The sequence below is a fragment of the Amycolatopsis speibonae genome (assembly GCF_042647925.1).
Lineage (GTDB): Bacteria > Actinomycetota > Actinomycetes > Mycobacteriales > Pseudonocardiaceae > Amycolatopsis > Amycolatopsis speibonae.
In genome coordinates, this window is record NZ_JBHRWK010000003.1 from 41,968 (window position 1) to 63,676 (window position 21,709).

23 protein-coding genes are annotated in these 21,709 nt (G+C 68.9%); 12 read left to right on the forward strand and 11 right to left on the reverse strand.

Annotated features, from left to right (window positions below):
• The first annotated feature begins 50 nt into the window (after positions 1-50).
• Complete coding sequence (locus tag ACFOSH_RS01045) at positions 51-839, forward strand: crotonase/enoyl-CoA hydratase family protein (protein WP_378236733.1); 789 nt, start codon at positions 51-53, stop codon at positions 837-839.
• A 60-nt stretch (positions 840-899) separates the two neighbouring features.
• On the opposite strand, the gene ACFOSH_RS01050 is transcribed toward ACFOSH_RS01045, so the two are convergent.
• The gene (locus tag ACFOSH_RS01050; RefSeq protein ID WP_378236653.1) at positions 900-2,459 is read right to left on the reverse strand and encodes an acyl-CoA synthetase; all 1,560 of its coding nucleotides are present in this window, start codon (positions 2,457-2,459) and stop codon (positions 900-902) included.
• A gap of 53 nt (positions 2,460-2,512) precedes the next feature.
• Here ACFOSH_RS01050 and ACFOSH_RS01055 point away from each other — a divergent pair, with 53 nt between their 5' ends.
• Genes ACFOSH_RS01055 through ACFOSH_RS01065 form a run of 3 tightly spaced genes read left to right on the forward strand, consistent with a single transcriptional unit; the run spans position 2,513 to position 5,762 of the window.
• Complete coding sequence (locus ACFOSH_RS01055; protein ID WP_378236654.1) at positions 2,513-3,541, forward strand: Zn-ribbon domain-containing OB-fold protein; 1,029 nt, start codon at positions 2,513-2,515, stop codon at positions 3,539-3,541.
• A gap of 8 nt (positions 3,542-3,549) precedes the next feature.
• On the forward strand, positions 3,550-4,605 hold the full coding sequence (locus tag ACFOSH_RS01060; protein WP_378236655.1) for a thiolase domain-containing protein: 1,056 nt from the start codon (positions 3,550-3,552) through the stop codon (positions 4,603-4,605).
• The gene (locus tag ACFOSH_RS01065; RefSeq protein ID WP_378236656.1) at positions 4,602-5,762 is read left to right on the forward strand and encodes a thiolase domain-containing protein; all 1,161 of its coding nucleotides are present in this window, start codon (positions 4,602-4,604) and stop codon (positions 5,760-5,762) included. Before ACFOSH_RS01060 ends, ACFOSH_RS01065 begins: the two co-directional genes overlap by 4 nt.
• Here the strand turns inward: ACFOSH_RS01065 and ACFOSH_RS01070 are convergent.
• From ACFOSH_RS01070 to ACFOSH_RS01080, 3 genes are read right to left on the reverse strand one after another with little or no spacing between them, the layout of a single operon-like run.
• Entirely contained in the window at positions 5,759-6,781 is a 1,023-nt protein-coding gene (locus ACFOSH_RS01070) for a YhjD/YihY/BrkB family envelope integrity protein (protein ID WP_378236657.1), read from the reverse strand. The two genes, ACFOSH_RS01065 and ACFOSH_RS01070, sit on opposite strands and share 4 nt — an antisense overlap.
• Before the next feature lie 48 nt (positions 6,782-6,829).
• Complete coding sequence (locus ACFOSH_RS01075; RefSeq protein ID WP_378236658.1) at positions 6,830-7,618, reverse strand: transglutaminase-like domain-containing protein; 789 nt, start codon at positions 7,616-7,618, stop codon at positions 6,830-6,832.
• A 36-nt stretch (positions 7,619-7,654) separates the two neighbouring features.
• Positions 7,655-8,881, reverse strand: a complete 1,227-nt coding sequence (locus tag ACFOSH_RS01080; protein ID WP_378236659.1) for a cytochrome P450 — start codon at positions 8,879-8,881, stop codon at positions 7,655-7,657.
• A 243-nt stretch (positions 8,882-9,124) separates the two neighbouring features.
• Between ACFOSH_RS01080 and ACFOSH_RS01085 the strand changes: the two genes are divergently transcribed.
• Positions 9,125-10,288, forward strand: coding sequence for a steroid 3-ketoacyl-CoA thiolase (locus ACFOSH_RS01085; RefSeq protein ID WP_378236660.1), 1,164 nt, complete (start codon positions 9,125-9,127; stop codon positions 10,286-10,288).
• A gap of 4 nt (positions 10,289-10,292) precedes the next feature.
• Here the strand turns inward: ACFOSH_RS01085 and ACFOSH_RS01090 are convergent, their stop codons facing one another.
• Together ACFOSH_RS01090 and ACFOSH_RS01095 are read right to left on the reverse strand one after the other, a co-directional pair.
• Positions 10,293-10,778, reverse strand: coding sequence for a pyridoxamine 5'-phosphate oxidase family protein (locus tag ACFOSH_RS01090; RefSeq protein ID WP_378236661.1), 486 nt, complete (start codon positions 10,776-10,778; stop codon positions 10,293-10,295).
• Positions 10,779-10,817: 39 nt separating this feature from the next.
• Entirely contained in the window at positions 10,818-11,663 is an 846-nt protein-coding gene (locus ACFOSH_RS01095; protein WP_378236663.1) for an SCO6745 family protein, read from the reverse strand.
• A gap of 65 nt (positions 11,664-11,728) precedes the next feature.
• Here ACFOSH_RS01095 and ACFOSH_RS01100 point away from each other — a divergent pair, with 65 nt between their 5' ends.
• Positions 11,729-12,598, forward strand: a complete 870-nt coding sequence (locus tag ACFOSH_RS01100; protein WP_378236664.1) for a GNAT family N-acetyltransferase — start codon at positions 11,729-11,731, stop codon at positions 12,596-12,598.
• A gap of 9 nt (positions 12,599-12,607) precedes the next feature.
• Here the strand turns inward: ACFOSH_RS01100 and ACFOSH_RS01105 are convergent, their stop codons facing one another.
• Both ACFOSH_RS01105 and ACFOSH_RS01110 read right to left on the reverse strand, forming a co-directional pair.
• Positions 12,608-13,513, reverse strand: a complete 906-nt coding sequence (locus tag ACFOSH_RS01105; protein WP_378236665.1) for an SDR family oxidoreductase — start codon at positions 13,511-13,513, stop codon at positions 12,608-12,610.
• Entirely contained in the window at positions 13,510-14,307 is a 798-nt protein-coding gene (locus ACFOSH_RS01110) for an SDR family oxidoreductase (RefSeq protein ID WP_378236666.1), read from the reverse strand. Before ACFOSH_RS01110 ends, ACFOSH_RS01105 begins: the two co-directional genes overlap by 4 nt.
• A gap of 92 nt (positions 14,308-14,399) precedes the next feature.
• Between ACFOSH_RS01110 and ACFOSH_RS01115 the strand changes: the two genes are divergently transcribed.
• The 5 genes from ACFOSH_RS01115 to ACFOSH_RS01135 are packed head-to-tail and all read left to right on the forward strand — an operon-like array spanning position 14,400 to position 18,597.
• On the forward strand, positions 14,400-15,149 hold the full coding sequence (locus tag ACFOSH_RS01115; protein WP_378236667.1) for an enoyl-CoA hydratase family protein: 750 nt from the start codon (positions 14,400-14,402) through the stop codon (positions 15,147-15,149).
• A complete protein-coding gene (locus ACFOSH_RS01120) occupies positions 15,149-16,009 on the forward strand; it encodes a CoA transferase subunit A (RefSeq protein ID WP_378236668.1) in 861 nt (286 codons plus the stop codon). The genes ACFOSH_RS01115 and ACFOSH_RS01120 overlap by 1 nt, the downstream gene beginning before the upstream one ends.
• On the forward strand, positions 16,006-16,731 hold the full coding sequence (locus ACFOSH_RS01125; RefSeq protein WP_378236669.1) for a CoA-transferase subunit beta: 726 nt from the start codon (positions 16,006-16,008) through the stop codon (positions 16,729-16,731). Before ACFOSH_RS01120 ends, ACFOSH_RS01125 begins: the two co-directional genes overlap by 4 nt.
• Positions 16,728-17,774: an NAD(P)H-dependent flavin oxidoreductase gene (locus tag ACFOSH_RS01130; protein WP_378236670.1), complete on the forward strand. Its 1,047-nt coding sequence runs from the start codon at positions 16,728-16,730 to the stop codon at positions 17,772-17,774. Before ACFOSH_RS01125 ends, ACFOSH_RS01130 begins: the two co-directional genes overlap by 4 nt.
• Positions 17,775-17,805: 31 nt before the next feature.
• Positions 17,806-18,597 (forward strand): alpha/beta fold hydrolase, encoded by a 792-nt coding sequence (locus ACFOSH_RS01135; protein ID WP_378236671.1) that lies wholly within the window; start codon positions 17,806-17,808, stop codon positions 18,595-18,597.
• Positions 18,598-18,600: 3 nt separating this feature from the next.
• Here ACFOSH_RS01135 and ACFOSH_RS01140 read toward each other — a convergent pair whose 3' ends face one another.
• On the reverse strand, positions 18,601-19,077 hold the full coding sequence (locus ACFOSH_RS01140; RefSeq protein WP_378236672.1) for a DUF2000 domain-containing protein: 477 nt from the start codon (positions 19,075-19,077) through the stop codon (positions 18,601-18,603).
• A 103-nt stretch (positions 19,078-19,180) separates the two neighbouring features.
• On the opposite strand from ACFOSH_RS01140, the gene ACFOSH_RS01145 reads away from it, so the two are divergent.
• A complete protein-coding gene (locus ACFOSH_RS01145; protein ID WP_378236673.1) occupies positions 19,181-19,648 on the forward strand; it encodes an Lrp/AsnC family transcriptional regulator in 468 nt (155 codons plus the stop codon).
• 3 nt (positions 19,649-19,651) lie between these two features.
• On the opposite strand, the gene ACFOSH_RS01150 is transcribed toward ACFOSH_RS01145, so the two are convergent.
• On the reverse strand, positions 19,652-20,209 hold the full coding sequence (locus ACFOSH_RS01150) for a sugar O-acetyltransferase (protein WP_378236674.1): 558 nt from the start codon (positions 20,207-20,209) through the stop codon (positions 19,652-19,654).
• Positions 20,210-20,461: 252 nt separating this feature from the next.
• Positions 20,462-21,646, reverse strand: coding sequence for a DUF1996 domain-containing protein (locus ACFOSH_RS01155; protein ID WP_378236675.1), 1,185 nt, complete (start codon positions 21,644-21,646; stop codon positions 20,462-20,464).
• Positions 21,647-21,709 lie beyond the last annotated feature (63 nt).

The window sequence follows — 21,709 nt, forward strand, 5'->3', positions numbered from 1 at the left end:
CGTTCCGGGCAATGGCCGCTCTTTTGGAGGCTGAGACTTTGAAAAATGTGGTGAACGAACCGCAGGCGCTGGTGGAAAAGATCGACCACACCCTCGTGGTCACGATGAACCGGCCCGAGGCCCGCAACGCGCTCAGCGGCGAGATGCTCGGGATCATGGTCGAGGCGTGGAACCGGGTCGACGAAGACGACGACGTCCGGTGCTGCGTGCTCACCGGCGCGGGTGGCGCGTTCTGCGCGGGCGCGGACCTCAAGTCGATGTCGAAGAACTCGCCGTCCGACTCGTTCGCGAAGGGCACTTTCGACCCCAGCAAGATCGAGGGCCTGCTCAAGGGGCGGCGGCTCACGAAGCCGCTGATCGCGGCCGTCGAAGGCCCGGCGATCGCGGGCGGGACGGAGATCCTGCAAGGTACCGACATCCGCGTCGCGGGCGAGAGCGCGAAGTTCGGGGTGTCGGAGGCGCGGTGGAGCCTGTTCCCGATGGGCGGTTCGGCCGTGCGGCTCCCCCGCCAGATCCCGTACACCGTCGCCGCCGACCTGCTGCTGACCGGGCGGCACATCACGGCGGCCGAGGCGCGGGAAATCGGCCTGATCGGACACGTCGTCCCGGACGGGACGGCCCTGGACAAGGCGCTGGAACTGGCGGGCAAGATCGCCGCGAACGGGCCCCTTGCCGTCCGCGCGATCCTCAAGACGATGCGCGACACCGAGGGCATGCACGAGGAAGAGGCCTTCAAGCTCGACGCCCAGTACGGCATCGAGGTCTTCGCGAGCGAAGACGCGAAGGAAGGCCCTCGCGCCTTCGCCGAGAAGCGCAAGCCCGTCTTCCGGGGCCGCTGACCCACGCAATCAGTCGCCTACTTGCGACGGAAGACCATCGCAAGTAGGCGACTAATTGCGTCAGGGGGCGCGGTGGCCCTCCCAGTACGGGTCGCGGAGCTTGCGTTTGTAGAGCTTCCCGTTCGGGTCACGCGGAAGCTCGGGCAAGTAGTCGACGGAACGGGGGAGCTTGAACTTCGCCAGGCGCGCGGCGGCGTACTCGAGGATCTCCGCGGTCAGCTCGTCCGAGGGTTCGACACCGTCCGCCGGCTGGACGACGGCCTTGATCGCCTCACCCCAGTCCTCGTGCGGGACACCGAACACCGCGATGTCGGCGACCTTCGGGTGCATCACCAGTTCGCCTTCGATCTCCGCCGGGTAGATGTTGACGCCGCCCGAGATGATCAGGTCCGCCTTGCGGTCGTGCAGGAAAAGGTAGCCGTCTTCGTCGAGATGCCCGACGTCGCCGAGGGTGAACAGGTCCCCGACCCGCGCCTTGTCCGTCTTGGCCCGGTCCTTGTGGTACTCGAAGTTCGAGTCGCCCATCTTCATGTACACCGTGCCGGTCTCGCCGGCGGGCAGTTCCGCGCCCTCGTCGTCGAGGATCTTGATCGTCGAACCCGGCCACGGCAGTCCCACCGAACCCGGCTTCTTCAGCCACTCCTCCCCCGAGATCGCCGTCCCGCCGCCTTCGGTGGCCGCGTAGTACTCGGTGACGACAGGGCCCCACCAGTCGAGCATCCGGCGTTTGACTTCCAGCGGGCACGGCGCGGCGCCGTGGATCATCACGCGCAGTGAGCTCAGGTCGTAGGCCGCGCGGACGTCGTCCGGCAGCCCGAGCAGGCGGCGGAACTGGGTCGGGACCATATGGCTGTGTGTGACGCGGTGCCGGTCGATCAGGCGCAGCATGTCCTCGGCGTCCCAGCGGTCCATCAGCACCGCGGTATGCCCCAGCTGCAGGGAAATGGCGACGAAGTTGAGCACCGCCGTGTGGTAGAGCGGCGACCCGCACAGGTGCACGTGCTCGTCGTGCGGCGCCAGTCCGAAGATCCCGAAGAACCACGTGGACGCGCCGGGGACGGAGTCGGGGTCGGCGCCGGACAGCGGCCGCCGGACGCCCTTGGGCCGCCCCGTCGTCCCGGACGTGTAGAGCATCGGCGAGCCCGCCGTACGCCCCTCCGGACGTCCGTCGCCCTCTCCGGAACCGAGTTCCTCGATCCGGCGGAAGCCCTCGACATCACCGACGGCGAACCGCCCGCGCTCGGGGATCCCGGCCTCGTCGGCGGCGGCGATCGCGACGTCGGCGAACCGTTCGTGCGCGAGGAAGGCCTTGGCGCCGCTGTCGGAGAGGATGTAGGCGACCTCCGGCCCGACCAGGTGCCAGTTGACCACGACGATGTACAGACCGGACTGGATGGCGGCGAAGTAGGCCGCCACGAGTTCGTCGCCGTTGGGCTGCAGGACGACGACCACGTCCCCGGCCTCGAGCCCGAGGGCCCGCAGGCCCCGGGCGTACGCGTTCGCTTTCGCGGCGAGGTCCCCGTAGCCGATCGAGCGGCCGTCCGGATCGACCAGCGCGACCCGCTCCGGCTCCTGTGCGGCGATATTCCAGACCCCAAGTGTCCCGGTGGCAGTCGACATACCCGCGAATCTAGAACGCGTTCCACTCAAGGGCAACCACCAGGCGGGCCGAGATGGCCGATCTTGCCGTCAAATCGAGAACGTGTTTCACTCAAACGGTGAGCGCACCTGAACTCCCGCTGTCGGCCCCGCTCAACGTGGGCTTCGACTACACGCGTTCGGTCGGCCCGGTACTCGGCCGGTTCGTCAACGCCCTGCGCGAGCGCCGTGTCGAAGGCGTCCGGGGCAGTGACGGCCGCGTCCATGTGCCACCGCTGGAATACGATCCCGTGACCGCCGAAGCGCTGTCCGAATTCGTACCGGTGGCCTCCGAGGGCGAAATCGTCTCCTGGTCCTGGATCGCCGAACCGCTCGACGGCCAGCCGTTGTCGCGGCCGTTCGCGTGGGCGCTGATCCGGCTCGACGGCGCGGACACCCCGATCCTGCACGCCGTCGACGCCGGTGATCCTTCGAACGTCCACACCGGACAGCGCGTGCGGATCCGGTGGGCGGAGGAGACCGTCGGCCACATCCGGGACATCGCCTACTTCGTCCCCGCCGACGGCCCCGACACCGAACTCACCGAAATGCCTCCCCCGATCGCGAAACGCGAGGAGGACGCGCCGGTCAGCGTGGTGATCACGCCGATCCACCTGCGCTACGAGCATTCCGCGTCGCCGGAGGAAAGCCGGTACCTGCGCGGGCTCGCCGAAGGCAAACTGATCGGCCAGCGCTGCCCGTCCTGCGAGAAGGTCTACATCCCGCCGCGCGGCGCCTGCCCGACCGACGGCGTGCCGACCACCGACGAGGTAGAACTGCCCGACACCGGCATCGTCACCACGTTCTGCATCGTGAACGTGCCGTTCCTCGGCCAGAAGATCAAACCGCCATACGTCGCCGCGTACATCCTGCTCGACGGCGCGGACATCGCGTTCCTGCACCTCGTCCTCGGCTGCGACGCCGCCGACGTCCGGATGGGCATGCGCGTGCGCGCCGCCTGGAAACCCCAGGACGAATGGTGGACTTCGCTGGAGAACATCGGCCATTTCGCACCGACCGGCGAGCCTGACGCGCCGTACGAATCCTTCGCCCACCATCTGTGAGGACCACCGTGCCAGATGTAGCAGTCGTGGGCTTCGCGCAGGCCCCCAACGTCCGCAGCACCCCGGGCACCACCAACGGCGTGGAAATGCTGGTGCCCATCTTCGCGGAGGTCTTCGAGCGAACCGGTCTGTCCAAAGAGGACATCGGATTCTGGTGCTCTGGCTCTTCGGACTACCTCGCGGGCCGCGCGTTCTCGTTCATCGCCGCGGTCGACGCCATCGGCGCCTTCCCGCCGATCCACGAGTCGCACGTCGAGATGGACGCCGCCTGGGCGCTCTACGAGGCGTGGCTCAAGATCCGGATGGGCGAGGTCGAGACCGCGCTGGTCTACGGCTTCGGCAAGTCTTCCGCCGGCCAGTTGCGGCGGGTGCTGGCCCTGCAGATGGACCCCTACGTCGTCGCGCCGCTGTGGCCGGATTCGGTGAGCGTCGCCGGGATCCAGGCGAGGCTGGGACTCGAAGCGGGGCTGTGGTCTGAAAAGGACCTCGCCGAGGTCGCCGCGCGCAGCCGCGCCGACGCCGCCGGGAACCCCGCCGCCCAGTTCTCCGGAACGGTCGAGGTCGCCGATCTCCTTGACAGCCCGTACTTCGCGGATCCCTTGCGAGCCCACGACATCGCCCCGGTCACCGACGGTGCCGCCGTTCTCGTGCTCGCCTCGGCCGAACGGGCGGCGGACCTCGTCGACAGTCCCGCCGTGATCACCGGGATCGAGCACCGGGTCGACTCCCCCGCGCTCGGTGTGCGGGACCTCACCCGATCACCGTCCACAGTGGCCGCCGGGCAGGCGCTGGACCTCGACGGCGTCGAACTCGCCGAACTGCACGCGCCGTTCACCCACCAGGAACTGATCCTGCGCGACGCGCTGGGCCTCGGCGAACAGGTGCGGATCAACCCCTCGGGCGGCGTCCTGACCGGCAATCCGATGTTCTCGGCGGGACTGGCGCGGATCGGCGAGGCGGCGAACCGCATCCTCGACGGCAGCGCGCGCAAGACCCTCGCCCACGCGACCAGCGGCCCCGTCCTCCAGCAGAACCTGGTCGCGACCTTGGAGGTCCTCTCGTGAAGCACCTCGCGGCCGTACTGGGTACCGGCCAGACCCACCACAAGGCCAAACGCACCGACGTGTCCATGCCGGGCCTGCTCCGGGAAGCCATCGACCGGGCGATGCTCGACGCTCAGACCGGCTGGGACGACATCGACGCCGTCGTCCTCGGCAAGGCGCCGGACCTGTTCGAGGGCGTGATGATGCCCGAACTGTTCCTCGCCGACTCGCTCGGCGCGAACGGGAAACCGTTGCTGCGCGTGCACACCGCGGGTTCGGTCGGCGGGTCGACCGCGCTCGTGGCGGCCTCGCTGGTGCAGGCAGGAGTGCACAAGCGGGTCCTCACGGTGGCCTTCGAGAAGCAGTCCGAGTCGAACGCGATGTGGGGACTTTCGATCCTGCCGCCGTTCCAGATGCCGGTGGGCGCCGGCGCGGGCGGCTACTTCGCGCCGCACGTGCGCTCCTACATCCGGCGGTCCGGCGCGCCCGGCCACATCGGCGCGATCGTCGCGGCCAAGGACCGGCGCAATGGCGCCCTCAATCCCTACGCGCACCTGCGGCAGTCCGACATCACGGTGGAATCGGTGCAGGCCTCGCAGATGCTGTGGGACCCGATCCGCTACGACGAGACGTGCCCGTCCTCGGACGGCGCTTGCGCGATGGTGATCGGGGACGAGGCCGCGGGCGACGCCGTCCCCGGTGGCGCGGCGTGGATCCACGCGACCGCGATGCGCACCGAACCGACGACGTTCGCCGGACGCGATCAGGTCAACCCGCAGGCGGGCCGCGATGCCGCCGCCGCGTTGTGGCGCGACGCCGGGATCACCGACCCACTGTCCGAAGTGGACGCCGCCGAGATCTACGTGCCGTTCTCGTGGTTCGAGCCGATGTGGCTGGAGAACCTGGGATTCACCGACGAAGGCCAGGGCTGGAAGCTCACCGAGGCGGGTGAGACCGCGCTTGGCGGGCGGCTGCCGATCAACCCGTCCGGCGGCGTGCTGTCGTCGAACCCGATCGGCGCGTCCGGGATGCTCCGGTTCTCCGAGGCGGCCAAGCAGGTGATGGGCCGGGCCGGGGACTACCAGGTCGATGGCGCCCGGATCGCGCTCGGGCACGCGTACGGCGGCGGTTCGCAGTTCTTCTCGATGTGGGTGGTGGGTGCGGCCAAGCCGAGCTAATTCCGGCGGCGGGGCCGGAGGCGTTGCGCGGCCAGCGTCGCGACCACCCCGGTCACCGCGCCGACCAGCGCCGGTTTGAGTCCGTGCCGGTCGGGCGCCGCCACCACGGGCCGGACCACCACGGGAGGCGGCGGCCGGACAGGGTCCGCCGGCGCGTCCCGCGCGGTCGCCGTCCAGGCCGTGACGAACACCAGCATCCGGGCCACCAGCGAGATGAAGAAGATGAGACCGATGATGGACCCGAACGCGACCCCGGTCGGCGAATTCCCGATCAAGCGCAGGTAGATCCCACCGGCCTGCTTCAGCAGCTCGAAACCCAGCGCCAGCGCGACCGCGCCGCGCATCGCGCTGCGGACTCCGACCGGTTTCCGGGGCAGCCGGGTGAGCACCCAGAGGAATACGAGCCAGTTGGCCAGCAGCGCCAAGGGAATCGAGATCGCCGACAGCACGTTGTGCCCCCAGGCGGTGTCGTCCACTCCGGCCAGCCCGAGCAGGTACCGGCCGAGCGCGGACCCCGAAATGGTGATGGCGAAGGAGACCAGCAGCGCGGACGCGAGGCCGAGCAGCGCGAGCAGGTCCGCGGCGATCGTGCGCAGCAGCGGGAGATCCGACCGGTTCTGGCCCCACAGCGCGGTGAGCGCGTCCCGCAGCGAGTTCATCCAGTTCCAGCCGGAGTACAACCCGATGATCAGACCGATGAGGCCGACGCTGGTCCGTTGTTCCACGAACCCGGTGAGCAGATCCCCCGCCTTGTCGCCGAGGCCGCCGGGCAGGGTGCCGGTGATCGCGTTCAGCATCGACTCGATCAGCTGCGGCTGGCTCGCCAGCACGAACCCCGCCACCGACACCGCGACCATGAGGATGGGCACCAGCGAGAACAGGCTGAAATAGGTGATCGACGCGACGTAGTGGTAACCGCCGTACTCGACGTAGCGGTTCACCGCCCGCGCCAGATGGTCCAGCCAGCGGTAGCGGGCACGCAGCCGCTTCCATTTCGTCGGTGTTCGCTTCTCCCTCACACGCCAATGTCTACCTCAGCGAGGTCACGGCTCGTGCGCAACACGCGATCAGGCGAGCGCGATCAGCTCCGAGCCGTCGTCCTCCGGCAGGGACGGGCCCGCTGTCGCCAGCACGGTGTTGCCGAGAAAGTCCAGCTCACAGCCGAGGGTGGAGAGGAACGCGGTATCGGAGGCGTCCCGGCCGGTCGCGATCCGGCTCAGGCTCTGCCGCGGCGCGAGGCCGGTCGCGTCGAACACGTACCAGCGGCCGTCGATCGCGGCCTCGAACACGGCGTGGAAGTCCATTGGGGACAGTCCGGGCGCGTAGACGGCGGCGAACCGCGCGGGGATGTCGATCACGCGGCAGAGCGAGATGCAGACGTGCGCGTAGTCGCGGCAAACCCCTTCCCCGGCGAGGTAGGTGTCGACGGCGTCGTCGGTCGGCGAACCGGAACCGACCACATAGGACAGGTGTTCGCCCACGTGCCGGACGATCGCCTCGACCTGGGTGCGCGCGTCGGGCAGGCCACCGAAGCGCGAAAGCGCGAGCCCGCCCATCCGGTCCGAGGGGCAGTACCGGCTGGGCCTTGTGTAGCGGATGAGGTCTTCCATGCCGACGCGTTCGGGCTCGGCGGGACCGAGCGCGCGTTCGGCCCGGTACCGCACGACGTGCTCGCCGGTCGGCAGGTCGAGCACCTGGGCCCGGGTCCCGTGCTCGAACGCCACCTGGCGCGGCGGCGCGGGATAGGCGAACTCCTCCTGGTCGGCCCCGCCGGCGAGCGCGACCACGAACGCGGCGGGGCCGGGTTTCGTGACCCGGAAGGACATTTCGACGTCGACCTGAACGTGGGGACCCATCGCCCTATGGTGCCCCACCGGCTCGCTTCGGGCCGATCAGGCGTAACGGACCTGGTAGTGCTTGATCCCGTTGAGCCAGCTCGACCGGAGCCGGTCGGGTTGGGCCACTTCGCTGATGTTCGGCATGACGTCGGCGATGGCGTTGAAGATCAGGTCGATCTCCAGGCGCGCGAGGTTGGCGCCGATGCAGTAGTGCGAGCCCGTGCCGCCGAAGCCGACGTGCGGGTTGTCCTCGCGGAGGATGTCGAACTTCTCCGGCTGGTCGAAGTGATCCGGGTCGAAGTTCGCCGAGCTGTAGAACATCCCGACCCGGTCGCCCTTGCGGATGTGCTGCCCGCCGAGTTCGGTGTCCCTGGTCGCGGTGCGCTGGAAGGCGACCACCGGGGTGGCCCAGCGGACGATCTCGTCCGGCGCGGTCTTCGGCCGCTCCTTCTTGTAGAGCTCCCACTGATCGGGGTGGTCGAGGAACGCCTTCATGCCGTGGGTGATCGCGTTGCGCGTCGTCTCGTTGCCCGCGACGGCGAGCAGGATGACGAAGAACCCGAATTCGTCGGAGGCCAGTGATTCGCCGTCGACGTCGGCCTGCACCAGCTTCGTGACGATGTCGTCCATCGGGCACTTGCGGCGTTCTTCGGCCATGTTCCAGGCGTAGCCGACGATCTCCGCGGACGCCGCGAGCGGTTCGACCTCGTACTCGGGGTCGTCGTAGGAGACCATCTGGTTGGACCAGTCGAAGATCTTCAGCCGGTCTTCCTGCGGGATGCCGAGCAGTTCGGCGATGGCCTGCAAGGGAAGTTCGCACGCGACGTCGACGACGAAGTCGCCGGAACCCTTCTTCTTGGCCTCGCTGACGATCCGCTCCGCGCGGTCGCGCAGGGTGTCTTCGAGCTTCGCGATCGACCTCGGCGTGAAGCCCTTCGACACGATCCGCCGCAGCTTCGTGTGCTGCGGGGCGTCCATGTTGAGCAGGACCAGACGGTTGGCTTCGAGGCTGTCGTCGGTCATGTGCTCGTCGAATCGGATGATCGCGGTCTTCTCCCGGGAGGAGAACAGCTCGCTGTCCCTCGAAACCGCCTTGACGTCTTCGAGCCGGCTGACCACCCAATAGCCGTCGTCGCGGAAGCCCGCGGTGTTGTGCGGCTGAGGGTTCCACCAGACCGGTGCCGTGCGACGGAGTTCCGCGAACTCCGCCAGAGGCAGTCTGGTGGCGTACAGATCCGGATCGGTGAAATCGAAACCGGCGGGGATCAGGGGAGCGGCCACGGGCTACCTCCTACGCGGTTCGCCAATGAAACACGTTCTAGACCCGATTGAAGCATATGGCGTCCGTCACGTGAAGAGTTTCAGTGAAACCCGTTAACTCAACCGGACCTGATCGTGGAGTCCCAGCAAGAAGCGGCAACCGGGACCAGTGATCAAAATCAGGCCGACCCTGGGACGACTTGCTCAAATCAAGAACGTGTTCTACTTTTTTGGTAGTGAACAGTGTTTTCCCAGGAGGCGAACGTGGGTAGTCCGGTGATCGTCGAGGCGGTCCGCACCCCTGTCGGCAAGCGCAGGGGCCACTTGGCGGGTCTGCACGCCGCCGAGATCCTGGGCGCGGCGCAGCGCGCCCTGCTCGAACGCGCGGGGCTGGATCCCGCGCTGGTCGAACAGGCGATCGGCGGTGCCGTGACCCAGGCGGGCGAGCAGGCGGGCAACGTCACGCGGACGGCGTGGCTGCACGCCGGGCTCCCCGAGACCACGGGCGCGACCACCATCGACGCCCAATGCGGCTCCGCGCAGCAGGCGACGCATCTGATCGCCGGGCTCATCGCGGCCGGGGCGATCGACGCGGGCGTCTCCTGCGGCGTCGAGGCGATGAGCCGGGTACCGCTGGGCGCGAACCGCGGCGAAGATATCGGCACGCCGCGACCGGAATCGTGGTCGATCGACATGCCGAACCAGTACGGCGCGGCCGAGCGGATCGCGGAACGCCGCGGGATCACCCGCCAGGACGTCGACCTGTTCGGGACGGCGTCGCAGGCCAAGGCCGCCGCCGCGTGGGCGGCGGGACACTTCGACCGCGAGGTCGTCGCGGTCAAGGCTCCCGTGCTCGGCGAGGACGGCAAGCCGACCGGCGAGACACGGCTGGTGAACCGCGACCAGGGTCTCCGCGAGACGACCGTCGAAGGCCTCGCCAAGCTCAAGCCCGTCCTCGAAGGCGGCGTGCACACGGCCGGGACGTCTTCGCAGATCTCCGACGGCGCCGCCGCGCTCCTCCTGATGGACTCGGACCGGGCCAAGGCACTGGGCCTCAAGCCGCGGGCGCGGATCGTCTCGCAGGCCTTGGTCGGCGCGGAGCCGTACTACCACCTCGACGGTCCCGTGCAGGCGACCGAACGTGTCCTGGCCAAGGCGGGGATGGCGATCGGCGACCTCGACCTCTTCGAAGTCAACGAGGCGTTCGCTTCGGTCGTGTTGTCGTGGCAACGGGTGCATCGACCCGACGAGGACAAGGTCAACGTGAACGGTGGCGCGATCGCGCTCGGGCATCCCGTCGGCAGCACCGGCGCCCGCCTGCTGACCACGGCACTGCACGAACTGGAACGCCGGGACGCGAGCACCGCGCTGGTGACGATGTGCGCCGGCGGCGCGCTTTCCACCGGCACCATCATCGAACGGATCTAGCGCTTCAGCCCAAGTCGACCTCGACCACCGGACCGTTGTCCGGCCTCGCGAGCCGTTTGCTCCCCTGGCCCTCCTTCCAGAAGTCGAAATAGATGGTGTTGCCCTCGACCCAGGTCAGCACCACCTCGGTGAGGTCGAGGCGGAACACGTGGGCCTCTCCGTCGTCGCCCTGCAGGCGGGCGACCTCCGCCGGATCGGTGATCTCGACGGCCTTTCCCGCCACCTTCGCGTCCGCGCCGCCCTCGTCGATCGCCGAGGCGGCGTGGATCGCGAACCTGGCGTCGCGCTGCAGGTCTTTCGCCTTCATCGCGCCGATCATCGAACCGATCAGCAGGTCCTGTTCACGGAAATCGACCTCACTGCCACTGACCCGGGGCGAGCCGTCCCGCCGGACCGTCGCCAGCACGTGCGACTTCTCCGCGGTGAACCGCTCCTTGATCTTCTCGGCCAGCGCGGGTGCCTCTTCACTGAACTGCTGCCACGTCGCCATGCCGAACAGCGTCCCACCGGGGTCCGACAGTTTCGAGAATCAAGGCCGCGGTGCCCCCATCGGATTCGGCAGCGGGATCGCTCCGGCGTCGAAGATCCGGCGGCTCAACGGCACGGCGATCCGCACGAGCTCGGCGGCGCCGTCCTCCCCGAGCGCGTCGAGAGGACCGGTGGCGAGACGGTCGGTGTCGTCCTCGATCCGTTGGCGCAGCGCGATTCCCGAGTCGGTGAGCTTCAGGTCGCCGCCGAGGATCCCCCGCCCTGCCAGCCGGGCGACGCTCTCTTCCCAGTCTTCGTCGGACCAGCCGCGATTGACCTGGATGACCTCGCGCGTCACCGCCCCGCTGCCGATGTGGGTCAGCGTGGTGTCGAGCCCGCGCAGCCCGGCGGCGACGGCGGACAGCACGTGACCGTCCCCCCGATGCTCGCGCAGCACCGTCGCCGCGAGCCAGCTCCGCCCGATCGGCGTGGCGGGCCGGGCGACCGAAGACCACGCGGCGGCCAGCGGCCTTGCCGCGTAATCGCAGCCGGTGACGGCTTGTTCGAGCAGGTCGGCGAGTTCACCGAAAGGCGAGTCCGCGGGCAGAATCCGGTTCAAGGCCTCCTCGACGGCGTCCATCCGGCTCCGCAGCACGACGGCGGGCTCGGCGTACTTCCACGCGTCAGGCAGAGATCGCGCGACCATCCGCGGGGCGAACCCGAAGAGCATCGCGGTCACCGGTGGTTCCGGCAGCGGTCCGAGCGGCGCGACCCGGCCGGCGAAGTAGCCCATCCACCAGCTCGGCATGCCCGCCGCCTTGGCCGCGGCCGCCGTTTCCGGCGCGAAGTAGACGACGGCGTGCAGCGGCTCGACCGCTTCCCAAAGACGGCGCTGAAGTGACGTCACTCCCCCATCTTGGCCTCACCGAAAACCGGATGCGACTTCTCGCGAGGTGGTGTGTGATCACCGGCATGGCGATCACTGTGGAGAAGCCGGGCGTGGACGGGCTGAACGAGGCCGTGGCCGCGCTGCGGGACTGGCAGTCCGAAGGGGTGGCGTGGCAACTGCATCCCGGTGACCTCGGCTGGTTCTGGCGCTCGGGGGCGGAAGCGACGGCCGCGGCGGTCCGGATCTGGCGCCGGGACGGCCGGATCCTCGCCGTCGGACTGCTCGACGGCGCCGACCTCCTGCGGCTCACGACCGCGCCGGACGTTCGCCGGGACGAGGAACTCGCGCGGCGGCTGGCCGACGACGTGATCGCGCCGGAGCACGGCGTCCTGCCCTCCGGGAAGGTATCCATCGAGGCGCCGATGGACGCGCTGCTCCAAGAAGTGCTGCCCGGGGACGGCTGGCACATCGACGAGGAGCCGTGGACGCCGTTGAACCGCGATCTCACCGAGCCGGTGAAGGCCCCGGACCTGCGGATCGAGACGATCGGACCGGACAAGGCCCCCGTGTGGGCCGAGGTGATCGGGGCCTCGTTCGACGGCTCGAAGTTCACCGCCGGGAAGTGGCACACGATGGCGGCCGGAGCGCCGTTCGCCGACGCCCGATGCCTGCTCGGATACGACGACCACGGCGACGCCATCGCGGCGGTGGCCGTGTGGTCGGCAGGCCCGGGTAAGCCCGGGATTCTCGAGCCGATGGGCGTGCACCGGGACCATCGCGGCCACGGGTACGGCAAGGCGATCACCGTCGCCGCGGCGGCCGCGCTCCAGGAGCTCGGCTCGTCGAGCGCGGCCCTGGGCACGCCTAGTTCCAACGTCGCGGCGGTCGCGACCTACGAGTCGGGGGGCTTCCAGCGGCTGCCCGAGGTCCGGGACCTGACCCGCGACGCCTGAGCTGGGACGCTAAGCCCCGTAGACGGCTTCGGGTGCCGGAGCCTCCGCCAGCAACTCGGTCACCACTGGGCCGAGTTCGGCGGGCGACCACCGCGATCCCTTGTCCCGCACCGCGCCGTGCCGCCAGCCCTGCGCGATCGAGACGCGTCCGCCGTCGACCTCGAACACCCGCCCGGTCACCTCGGACGACTCCTCGCTGCCGAGCCACACCACCAGCGGCGACACGTTTTCCGGGGCCATGGCGTCGAAACCGGCTTCCGGGGCGGCCATGTCGTCGGCGAACGCCTCTTCGGTCATCCGGGTGCGGGCGGCCGGGGCGATCGCGTTCACGGTGACGCCGTAGCGCCCGAATTCGGTCGCGGCGACCAGCGTCAGTCCTAAGATCCCCGACTTCGCGGCCGCGTAGTTCCCCTGCCCGACGCTGCCGAGCAGGCCGGCGCCGGAGCTGGTGTTGATCACCCGTGCGGCCCTCGTCCGGCCCGCCTTCGCTTCGGCTCGCCAGTACTCGGCGGCGTGGCGCGTCGGCGCGAAATGCCCCTTCAGGTGGACGCGGATGACGGCGTCCCACTCGTCCTCGCCAAGGTTCACCAGCATCCTGTCGCGCAGGAACCCGGCGTTGTTGACCAGGACGTCCAGCCCGCCGAAGGTTTCGACGGCGGTCCGCACCAGCGCCGCGGCGCCGTCCCAGGACGCGATGTCGCCGGTGTTCGCCACCGCCTTGCCGCCGAGCGCCTCGATCTCGTCGACGACGTCCTGCGCCGGGCCCGCCGACCCGCCGCTGCCGTCGATCCCGGCGCCGAGGTCGTTCACCACCACCCGCGCGCCCTCGGCGGCGAACGCGAGCGCGTGCGCCCGCCCGATACCTCGACCGGCACCGGTCACCACCACGATCCGGCCGTCGGCGATCCCGCTCACACCGGCTCCTTTCGTTCTTTTGCCTCGGAATGGGAAGCGGCGAGGAAAGCGGGCAGCTCTCCCCCGCCGTGCACTGTCAAGCAGGCGCCGCTGACATAGGAAGCCAGCGGAGAAGCCAGGAACACCGCGCAGGAACCGATCTCGTCCGGTTCGGCCAACCGTCCTAACGGGACTGTCGCGCCCACGGCCGCGATTCCCGCCTCGTCGCCGTAGTGCAGATGCGAGTGTTCCGTCCGCACCATGCCGACGTCGAGCGCGTTGACCCGCACCTTCGGCGCCCACTCGACGGCGAGCGTCGCTGTCAGGTTGTCCAGCCCCGCTTTCGCCGCGCCGTAGGACGCCGTCCCCGGCGACGGTCTCGTCGCGCTGACACTGCTGATGTTCACGATGACGCCGCCGCCGTCTTGGCGCCGCATAATCGCGTTCGCCGCGCGGGCGACGGTCAGCGGCGCCAGCAGGTTCAGGGCGACGATCTTCTCGTGGAACCGCGGCGACGCGTCCGCCGTCTCGGCGTACGGCGCGCCGCCCGCGTTGTTGACCACGACGTCGAGCCTGCCGTGACGCCGGACGATCTCCTCGATGAGCGCGTCGACCTCTCCCGCGTCGCGGACGTCGCAGGAAATGAACGTCGACGCCTTGTCCTCGGCGCACACAGGCCGCTCGGGTTCGGTGCGGGCGCAGGTGACGACTTCGGCGCCGGCCCGCAGAAAAGCCCTGGTCACACCGGCGCCGACGCCGCGTACCCCACCGGTCACCAGCACCACGGCACCGTCGAGCCGGAGTTCGAGTGTCATGCCGGTCCTCCTTCACGGTCGCTGTACCCGGGCCGGACGTCCTGCTAACGTACCAAGCAAGTGCTAGGTTTGGTAGCTGTGGAGGGTGCCCGATGACCGTTTCCACCCACTCACCGGAGCCCGGCATCGCCGTGGTCACGGTCGACGCGCCCCCGGTGAACGCGCTGAGCGTGAAGGGCTGGTTCGCCCTCGCCTCGGCCGTCACCGACGCCGGGCGTGATCCCGAGACGCATGTCGTGGTGCTGCGCGCGGCGGGCCGGGGGTTCAACGCCGGGGTCGACATCAAGGAGATCCAGCGCGATCCGGGCTACGGCGCGCTGATCGGCGCGAACGAGGGCTGCGCGGCGGCGTTCTCCGCCGTGTACGACTGCGCGGTCCCGGTGATCGCCGCGGTGCAGGGCTTCTGCCTCGGCGGCGGCGTCGGCCTGGTCGGCAACGCGGACGTGGTGATCGCCAGCGACGGCGCGACCTTCGGGCTCCCCGAGGTCGATCGCGGCGCGCTGGGCGCGGCGACCCATCTCGCGCGGCTGGTCCCCCAGCATCTGATGCGGGCGCTGTACTACACGGCTTCGACGATCACCGCGGCCCAGCTGCACCACCACGGTTCGGTCTACGCCGTGGTCTCGCGGGACGAGCTCGAGGAGACCGCGCTCGGCGTGGCGCGGCAGATCGCGGCGAAGGACACCCGCGTGATCCGCGCCGCGAAACAGGCCATCAACGGCATCGACGTCCAGCCCGTGCACCGCAGCTACCGCTTCGAGCAGGGATTCACCTTCGAACTCAACCTGGCGGGCGTCTCGGACGGCGCGCGCCAGGAGTTCTTGGACGGTAAGGGGAAGTGATGGCCGACAAGCGGATGACGCCGGACGAGATCGTCGCCGAACTCAGGGACGGCATGACGATCGGGATCGGCGGCTGGGGCTCCCGGCGCAAGCCCATGGCACTGGTGCGCGCGCTCCTGCGCTCACCGGTCAAGGACCTCACCGTGGTCTCCTACGGCGGCCCGGACGTCGGACTGCTGGCGTCGGCGGGCAAGATCAAGCACCTCGTCTTCGGCTTCGTCACCCTGGACACGATCCCCTACGACCCGTGGTTCTCCCGGGCGCGGGAAACGGGGGCGATCACCGTCACGGAGTACGACGAAGGTGTTTTCGGGACAGGCCTTTCCGCTGCCGCGCAACGACTTCCGTTCCTGCCGACGCGCGCGGGCCTCGGCTCCGGCGTCCTGGACCTGAACCCGTCCTTGCGGATCGTCCGATCGCCGTACGACGACGCCGAGGAACTTCTGGCGGTGCCCGCGCTCGACCTCGACGTGGCCTTCGTCCACCTCAACCGCGCCGACGCGCGGGGCAACGCGCAGTACCTCGGACCGGATCCGTATTTCGACGAACTGTTCGCGCTCGCCGCCGACAAGTGTTACGTGTCCACGGAAAAGATCGTGGAGACGGCCGAGCTCGCCGAAGCGGGGCCGGTGCAGAGCCTGCTGCTGAGCCGGATGCTCGTCACCGGGGTCGCCGAAACGCCGAACGGCGCGCATTTCACCACCGCCGCCCCCGACTACGGGCGCGACGAACGCTTCCAGCGTCACTACGCCGAGGCCGCCAAGGATCTCGACGCGTGGCCGAAATTCGTCGACAGGTTCCTGTCCGGGGACGAAGCGCACTACCAGAAGGCCGTCGCAGAATTCGGGGAGTCCGCATGAGTGACCTCAGTCGTGCCGAAGTGGCGGTCGTCGCCTGCGCCGAACTGTTCCGCGGTGACGGTGAGATCGTGGTGAGCCCCATGGGTTTCATCCCGTCGCTGGGCGCCAGGCTCGCCAGGCTGACGTTCGAACCGGACATCGTGCTGTCCGACGGCGAGGCGTACCTGATGACCTCCGACGCCGTCGTCGAAGGCTGGCAACCGTTCCGCAAGGTCCTCGACACGGTGGTACCGCGCGGAAAACGCCATGTGGTGATGGGCGCCAACCAGATCGACGGTGAAGGAAACCAGAACATCTCGGCGATCGGTGACCATGCCCAGCCGAAGAAGCAGCTTCTCGGCGTCCGAGGCGGGCCGGGCAACACGGCCAATCACCGCACGAGCTACTGGGTTCCCCGGCACAGCAAGCGGGTCTTCGTCGATCAGGTCGACATCGTGTCCGGTGTCGGCTACGCCAGGGCACGCGAGGCAGGCTTGCGGTATCACGACGTCCACCGCGTCGTCACCAACCTCGGCGTCCTCGACTTCGGCGGCGAAGACCACGCCCCGAGGCTGGTTTCCGTGCACCCGGGGGTTTCCGTGGACGAGGTCGTCGAGGCGACGTCGTTCCCGCTGATCACCGATGGCGTCACGGAATCCCGGCTGCCGACCGAGTCCGAGCTGCTCCTGATCCGGACCAGCCTGGATCCGAAGTCCTTGCGGGACAAAGAAGTCCCGTCGTGAAGACCGCGCTGACCGAACTGGCCGGGATCCGGCATCCGGTCGTGCAGACCGGTATGGGCTGGGTCGCCGGGCCGCGGCTGGTGTCCGCGACGGCGGAAGCGGGCGGCCTCGGCGTCCTCGCCTCCGCGACGATGACCTACGACGAGCTGGCTGCGGCGATCAAGGAGGTCAAAAGCCGTACCTCACGGCCGTTCGGGGTCAACCTCCGGGCGGACGCCGAAGACGCCCAGCGCCGGGTCGAACTGCTCATCACCGAGGAGGTCAAGGTCGCCTCCTTCGCGCTCGCGCCGAAGAAGGACATGATCGCGCGGCTGAAGGACAACGGCGTCCTCGTCGTCCCGTCGGTCGGCGCGGCCCGGCACGCGGAGAAGGTCGCGGGCTGGGGCGCCGACGCCGTCATCGTGCAGGGCGGCGAAGGCGGCGGGCACACCGGTGGGGTCGCGACGACGCTCCTGCTGCCGTCGGTGCTGGACGCCGTCGACATCCCGGTGGTCGCGGCGGGCGGCTTCTTCGACGGCCGGGGGCTGGCCGCCGCGCTCGCCTACGGGGCCGCCGGGGTCGCCATGGGCACCCGGTTCCTCCTGACGAAGGAAAGCACCGTCCCCGACGAGATCAAGCAGGCGTACCTCGCCCGTGACCTCAACGGCACCGTCGTCACCCGCAAGGTGGACGGGATGCCGCATCGCGTCCTCCGGACGGAGCTGGTCGACCGGCTCGAATCCGCCGGTCCGGTGAGCGGGCTCGCCAGGTCGGTCCGTAACGCCGCGAAGTTCCGGAAGCTGAGCGGGCTGTCGTGGCGTTCCCTGGCCACTGAGGGCCTGCGGATGAAACGAGGCGGCGACCGGACGTGGTCACAGGTGCTGATGGCAGCCAACACGCCGATGCTGCTGCGCGCCGGGCTGGTCGAGGGCGATCGGAGCGCCGGTGTACTGGCGTCCGGGCAGGTCGTCGGCCTGCTGGACGACCTGCCCGCGGTCGGCGAGCTGATCGAGACGATCGTGGCCGACGCCACCGACGCGCTGCGGCGGCTGGGCTCCGGGTGAAGGACCGAGCGCGCTGTGCTTGACTTCGGCCATGATCTCGGAGAGTCGTTGTCCGGTCGAGGACGGTGAGCTGTATGTCCGCAGTACCGGCGAAGGGCCGCTTCTGCTCCTGATCGCCGGTGGGCTGGGCTCGGCGGACACCTTCCGGGCGATGACGAAGCTGCTCGCCGACGACCACACCGTCGTCACCTACGACCGGCGCGGCCATTTCCGCAGCACCGACACCAGCACCGGCCCGGTCAGCGTGCCGAAGCAGGCCGACGACGCCCACGCCGTCCTCCAGCACGTCGGCGGCGGGCCGGCGAGCGTGTTCGGGACCAGCGCGGGCGCCCTGATCGGCCTCGACCTCGTCGCCCGCTACCCGGACGCGGCGAACGTCCTGGTCGCGCACGAGCCCCCCGCCGTCCAGCTGCTCCCGGACGCGCTCGGCTGGCTCGACGAGGCCAACGCCCAGGTGCGGCTCGCGCAGGCCGGTGACCTGATGGGGGCGTTCAAGCGGTTCACCGACGGGATCGCCGGTGCCGCGCTGCCCGAACTGCGCGCGATCCGGCTGCCGAACGAGGAGGACTGGAAGCGGCTGTTCGGCCGCGAGCTGGCCGAGATCCTCGACTACCTTCCCGACCTGCGGGCGCTGCGGCGGAGCACCACCGAGATCTTTCCCGTCGCGGGCGTCGGCAGCCGGGGGCACTACCACTACCAGCCGGCCAAGGTCCTCGCGCTGGAGCTGGGTTTGCCGTTCACGGAGGTGCCCGGAGCGCATCTGGCGCCGCAGCGGAACCCGGCCCGGTTCACCGAAGCACTGCGGGATCTCCTCGACGGCTGAGGCTCACGCCATCAGAGGCAGCTTCCCGACCAGCTTGTCGATCCGGTTGCGCGGGCCGACGATGCCGATCGCGCAGAAATCCATCTCCTCGGTCGGGATCTCCTTCATTGTCGCGAGGAAATCGGTGTAGACGCGGATCTGCTGGGCGACCCCGGGCATGTCGGCGACGTGGCAGCCCGGCGAGGCCGCGGCCTTGGCGCGGATGGCTCGCAGCTTCTCGGCGTCGGCGGTCAGGATCGAGCAGCCGACCCACGGCAAGCCCGTGTAGTGCTCGCCGTCGGCGTCGACAGCTTCGTCGCCGAGGAGACCGGTCACGGCCTGCGTGGTGGCGACCGCGGTGCAGACCGCCGCGTTGACCGCGCGGCCGGGCGGCAGCTCGCTGTTGACCACGATGACCCACTTCAACCTGGCCGATCGGGTGGAAGCGGTGAAGTCGATCTCGTCGGGGGCGAACCCGATGGCCGTACCGTGCTCGGACATTCAGCTGGACTCCTGCTCACATCAACGGATGAACAAGGTCAAACTAAGAGGACATACGAGTAGAGTCCACCGTGTTCGTACTTAATACGGTGAGAGGGCTGAGATGGCGCGCTTGGACGAACTTGATAAGGCGATCCTGGCGCAATTGCAGTCGGACGCACGGAAGACCAACCGCGAAGTGGCCGCCGCGGTGGGGGTTTCGCCGACCACCGCGCTGGACCGCACCCGCGGTCTGCGGGAACGCGGCGTGATCCGCGGCGCGCTGCTGGACGTGGACCTGCCGTCGATCGGCCGCGGGGTGCAGGCGCTCATCGCGGTGCGGGTGCGCCCGCCCTCACGGCGGAACATCGAAGGCTTCCGGAACTGGGTCAACGCGCTGCCCGACCTCGTCGGGCTCTACGTGACCACCGGGACCGAGGACTTCATCCTCCACGTCGCGGTCCCCGACAACGACAGCCTCTACGCCTTCGTGATCGACAAACTGACCGAGCGCTCGGAGGTGGCCGACGTGCGCACCTCCATGGTCTTCGAGCACAGCCGGCGCACCCGGATCACGCCGGTGGACCGGTGAGCCTCAAAGCTCCCGGATGACGCGGGCCGGGTTGCCCGCGGCGAACACCTTCGACGGCAGATCACGGGTGACGACGCTGCCCGCGCCCACCACCGTGTCGTCTCCGATCGTCACCCCGGCACAGACGATGACGCCGCCGCCGAACCAGACGTTGTTCCCGATGGTGATCGGCGCGGCCGATTCCCAGCGGGCTCGCCGCAGCTCGTGGTCCTCCATCGGATGCAGCGCGGTCAGCAGCTGGCAGCGCGGGCCGATCGAGCAGTCCGAGCCGATCTTGATCGGGGCGCAGTCGAGGAGGATGGCGTCGTAGTTGAGGAAACTGTTGGCGCCGATCTCGATCAGAGAGCCGTAGTCGCACTGGAACCGCGGCATGATCCAGGAACCCTCACCGAGTTTTCCCAGCAGCTCGCGCAAAATCGTGTCCCGCTCACCGGTCTCCTCGGCGCCCGTGCCGTTGAACCGGTCCACAAGCGCCTGCGCGCGCCTGCGGTCCTCGACCAGCTCGGGATCGTTGTCCCGGTACAGCTCGCCGCGCAGCATGCGGTCCTTCTGCTCACCCATGTCGCCAACCTACCGAAAAGAGCCCTGCCGGCGGCTTCCTCGGGAAGCTGCCGGCAGGGCGGGTAAAACGCTGGCGGAGCGTTCTTCAGTTGTGTCGATCGTTTCGAGTAGGGCCGGCCCGGCGGGTGGGTGAGGTGTAGGGGGGGACCCGCCGGGCCGGAGTATTTTCCTCCTGTTCGCCGGTCTGGCTTGGCGTTGACCGCCTCGGCCGTCGGAGTGAGCCGAGGACGTCTGGAGTGGTCGCTCAGCGCCTCATTCGCGGCACTTGCGACCTTCGTTGACGCAGTCGACGAGGCGATCCATGATCTGGTTCGACATCACGTTCGCGAAATCGTCGTGGTCGGAGAAGGGGTTGTGGTCCTCTTCGGGGAAAGAGTCCACTTTGTACTGTCCGTTGACCTGGATGTCCCGGGGGATCTTGTAGGTCAGCGAGATGGTGAGCTCCGGGACCGCGGTCAGGCCGTTGGCGCATTCGCCGTTCTCATCGGGATACTTGATGTGGTCCCGGTGGTTCTCGCTGTCGATGTTGTCGCCATCGAGACAGCTCGGGAACGTGTGCACCCGCTTGACGTCACTGCCGCCGGGGCAGATCGGATACTGCTTGATGACCCTGTCCTCGAAGCCGGTGCAGGTCCAGCTTTCCCGCGCGTTGGCGGGACCGTTCGTGGTGACCTTCGCGTCACCGTAAAGGATCCGGAGGAACTTCGGCATCTCCTTCACCTTCTCCTGGGCGTTGCCCTTGAAGGTGATGTCGACGGTCGCGGGGCGCTGGATCTCGCCGTCGTTGCCGGCGAGTTCGTTGTTCGCGTTCGGCTCGTCCAGCTGGGCCTGCTCCTGGTCGTTGTTCTGCTGGTCGTTCTGGTTGCCGTTGTTCTGGTCTCGGCCTTGCCGCTCGTCGCCCTGATTCCGTTGCCGGTTCCGGTCGCCGCCGCGGTCCTGGTTCTGACTCTGGTTCTGGTTCTGCTCGCCTTGCCGCGCTTCGTCTTCCTGACCGGTGTCGATGCGCACCACCGGCCAGAAGTACGTCGATTCGTCGCCGTTCTCACAGGTGGTACCGGCGCCCAGCAGGCTGTTGTTGTCCGAATCCGCGTTCGTGGAAAGGTTCCCGACGTAATCGTGCAGATGCTGGGCGCCGTTGCGGATACCCGGCTGCGCGATGAAGTTGTCGGGATTGAAGTGCCCGTTCTCGTTCCGTCCACAGTCGACGGTGAACGAGCCCGTGGAAGCGTTCCGGCCCGGCCGTGGTTTGTCGGCGTTCGGCCGCACTTTGGTGATGTCCACGAACTGCGACTTGTCCACCTCGTCCGCGGAAGCGCGGTCGGAGTCGCCGGTCGTGGTGGCCACCACCAGTCCACCGACCGCGATCGACAGGCCCAGCAACGCGGTCGCGATCTTGGTCCTGCGGGCGATACGGTGGCGCCCTTGATTTCGTGCCATTGATTCGCTCACCTCATTCGTTTCCGAACACATCGAAAACTCATGTCCGGTATGAGCCACGCC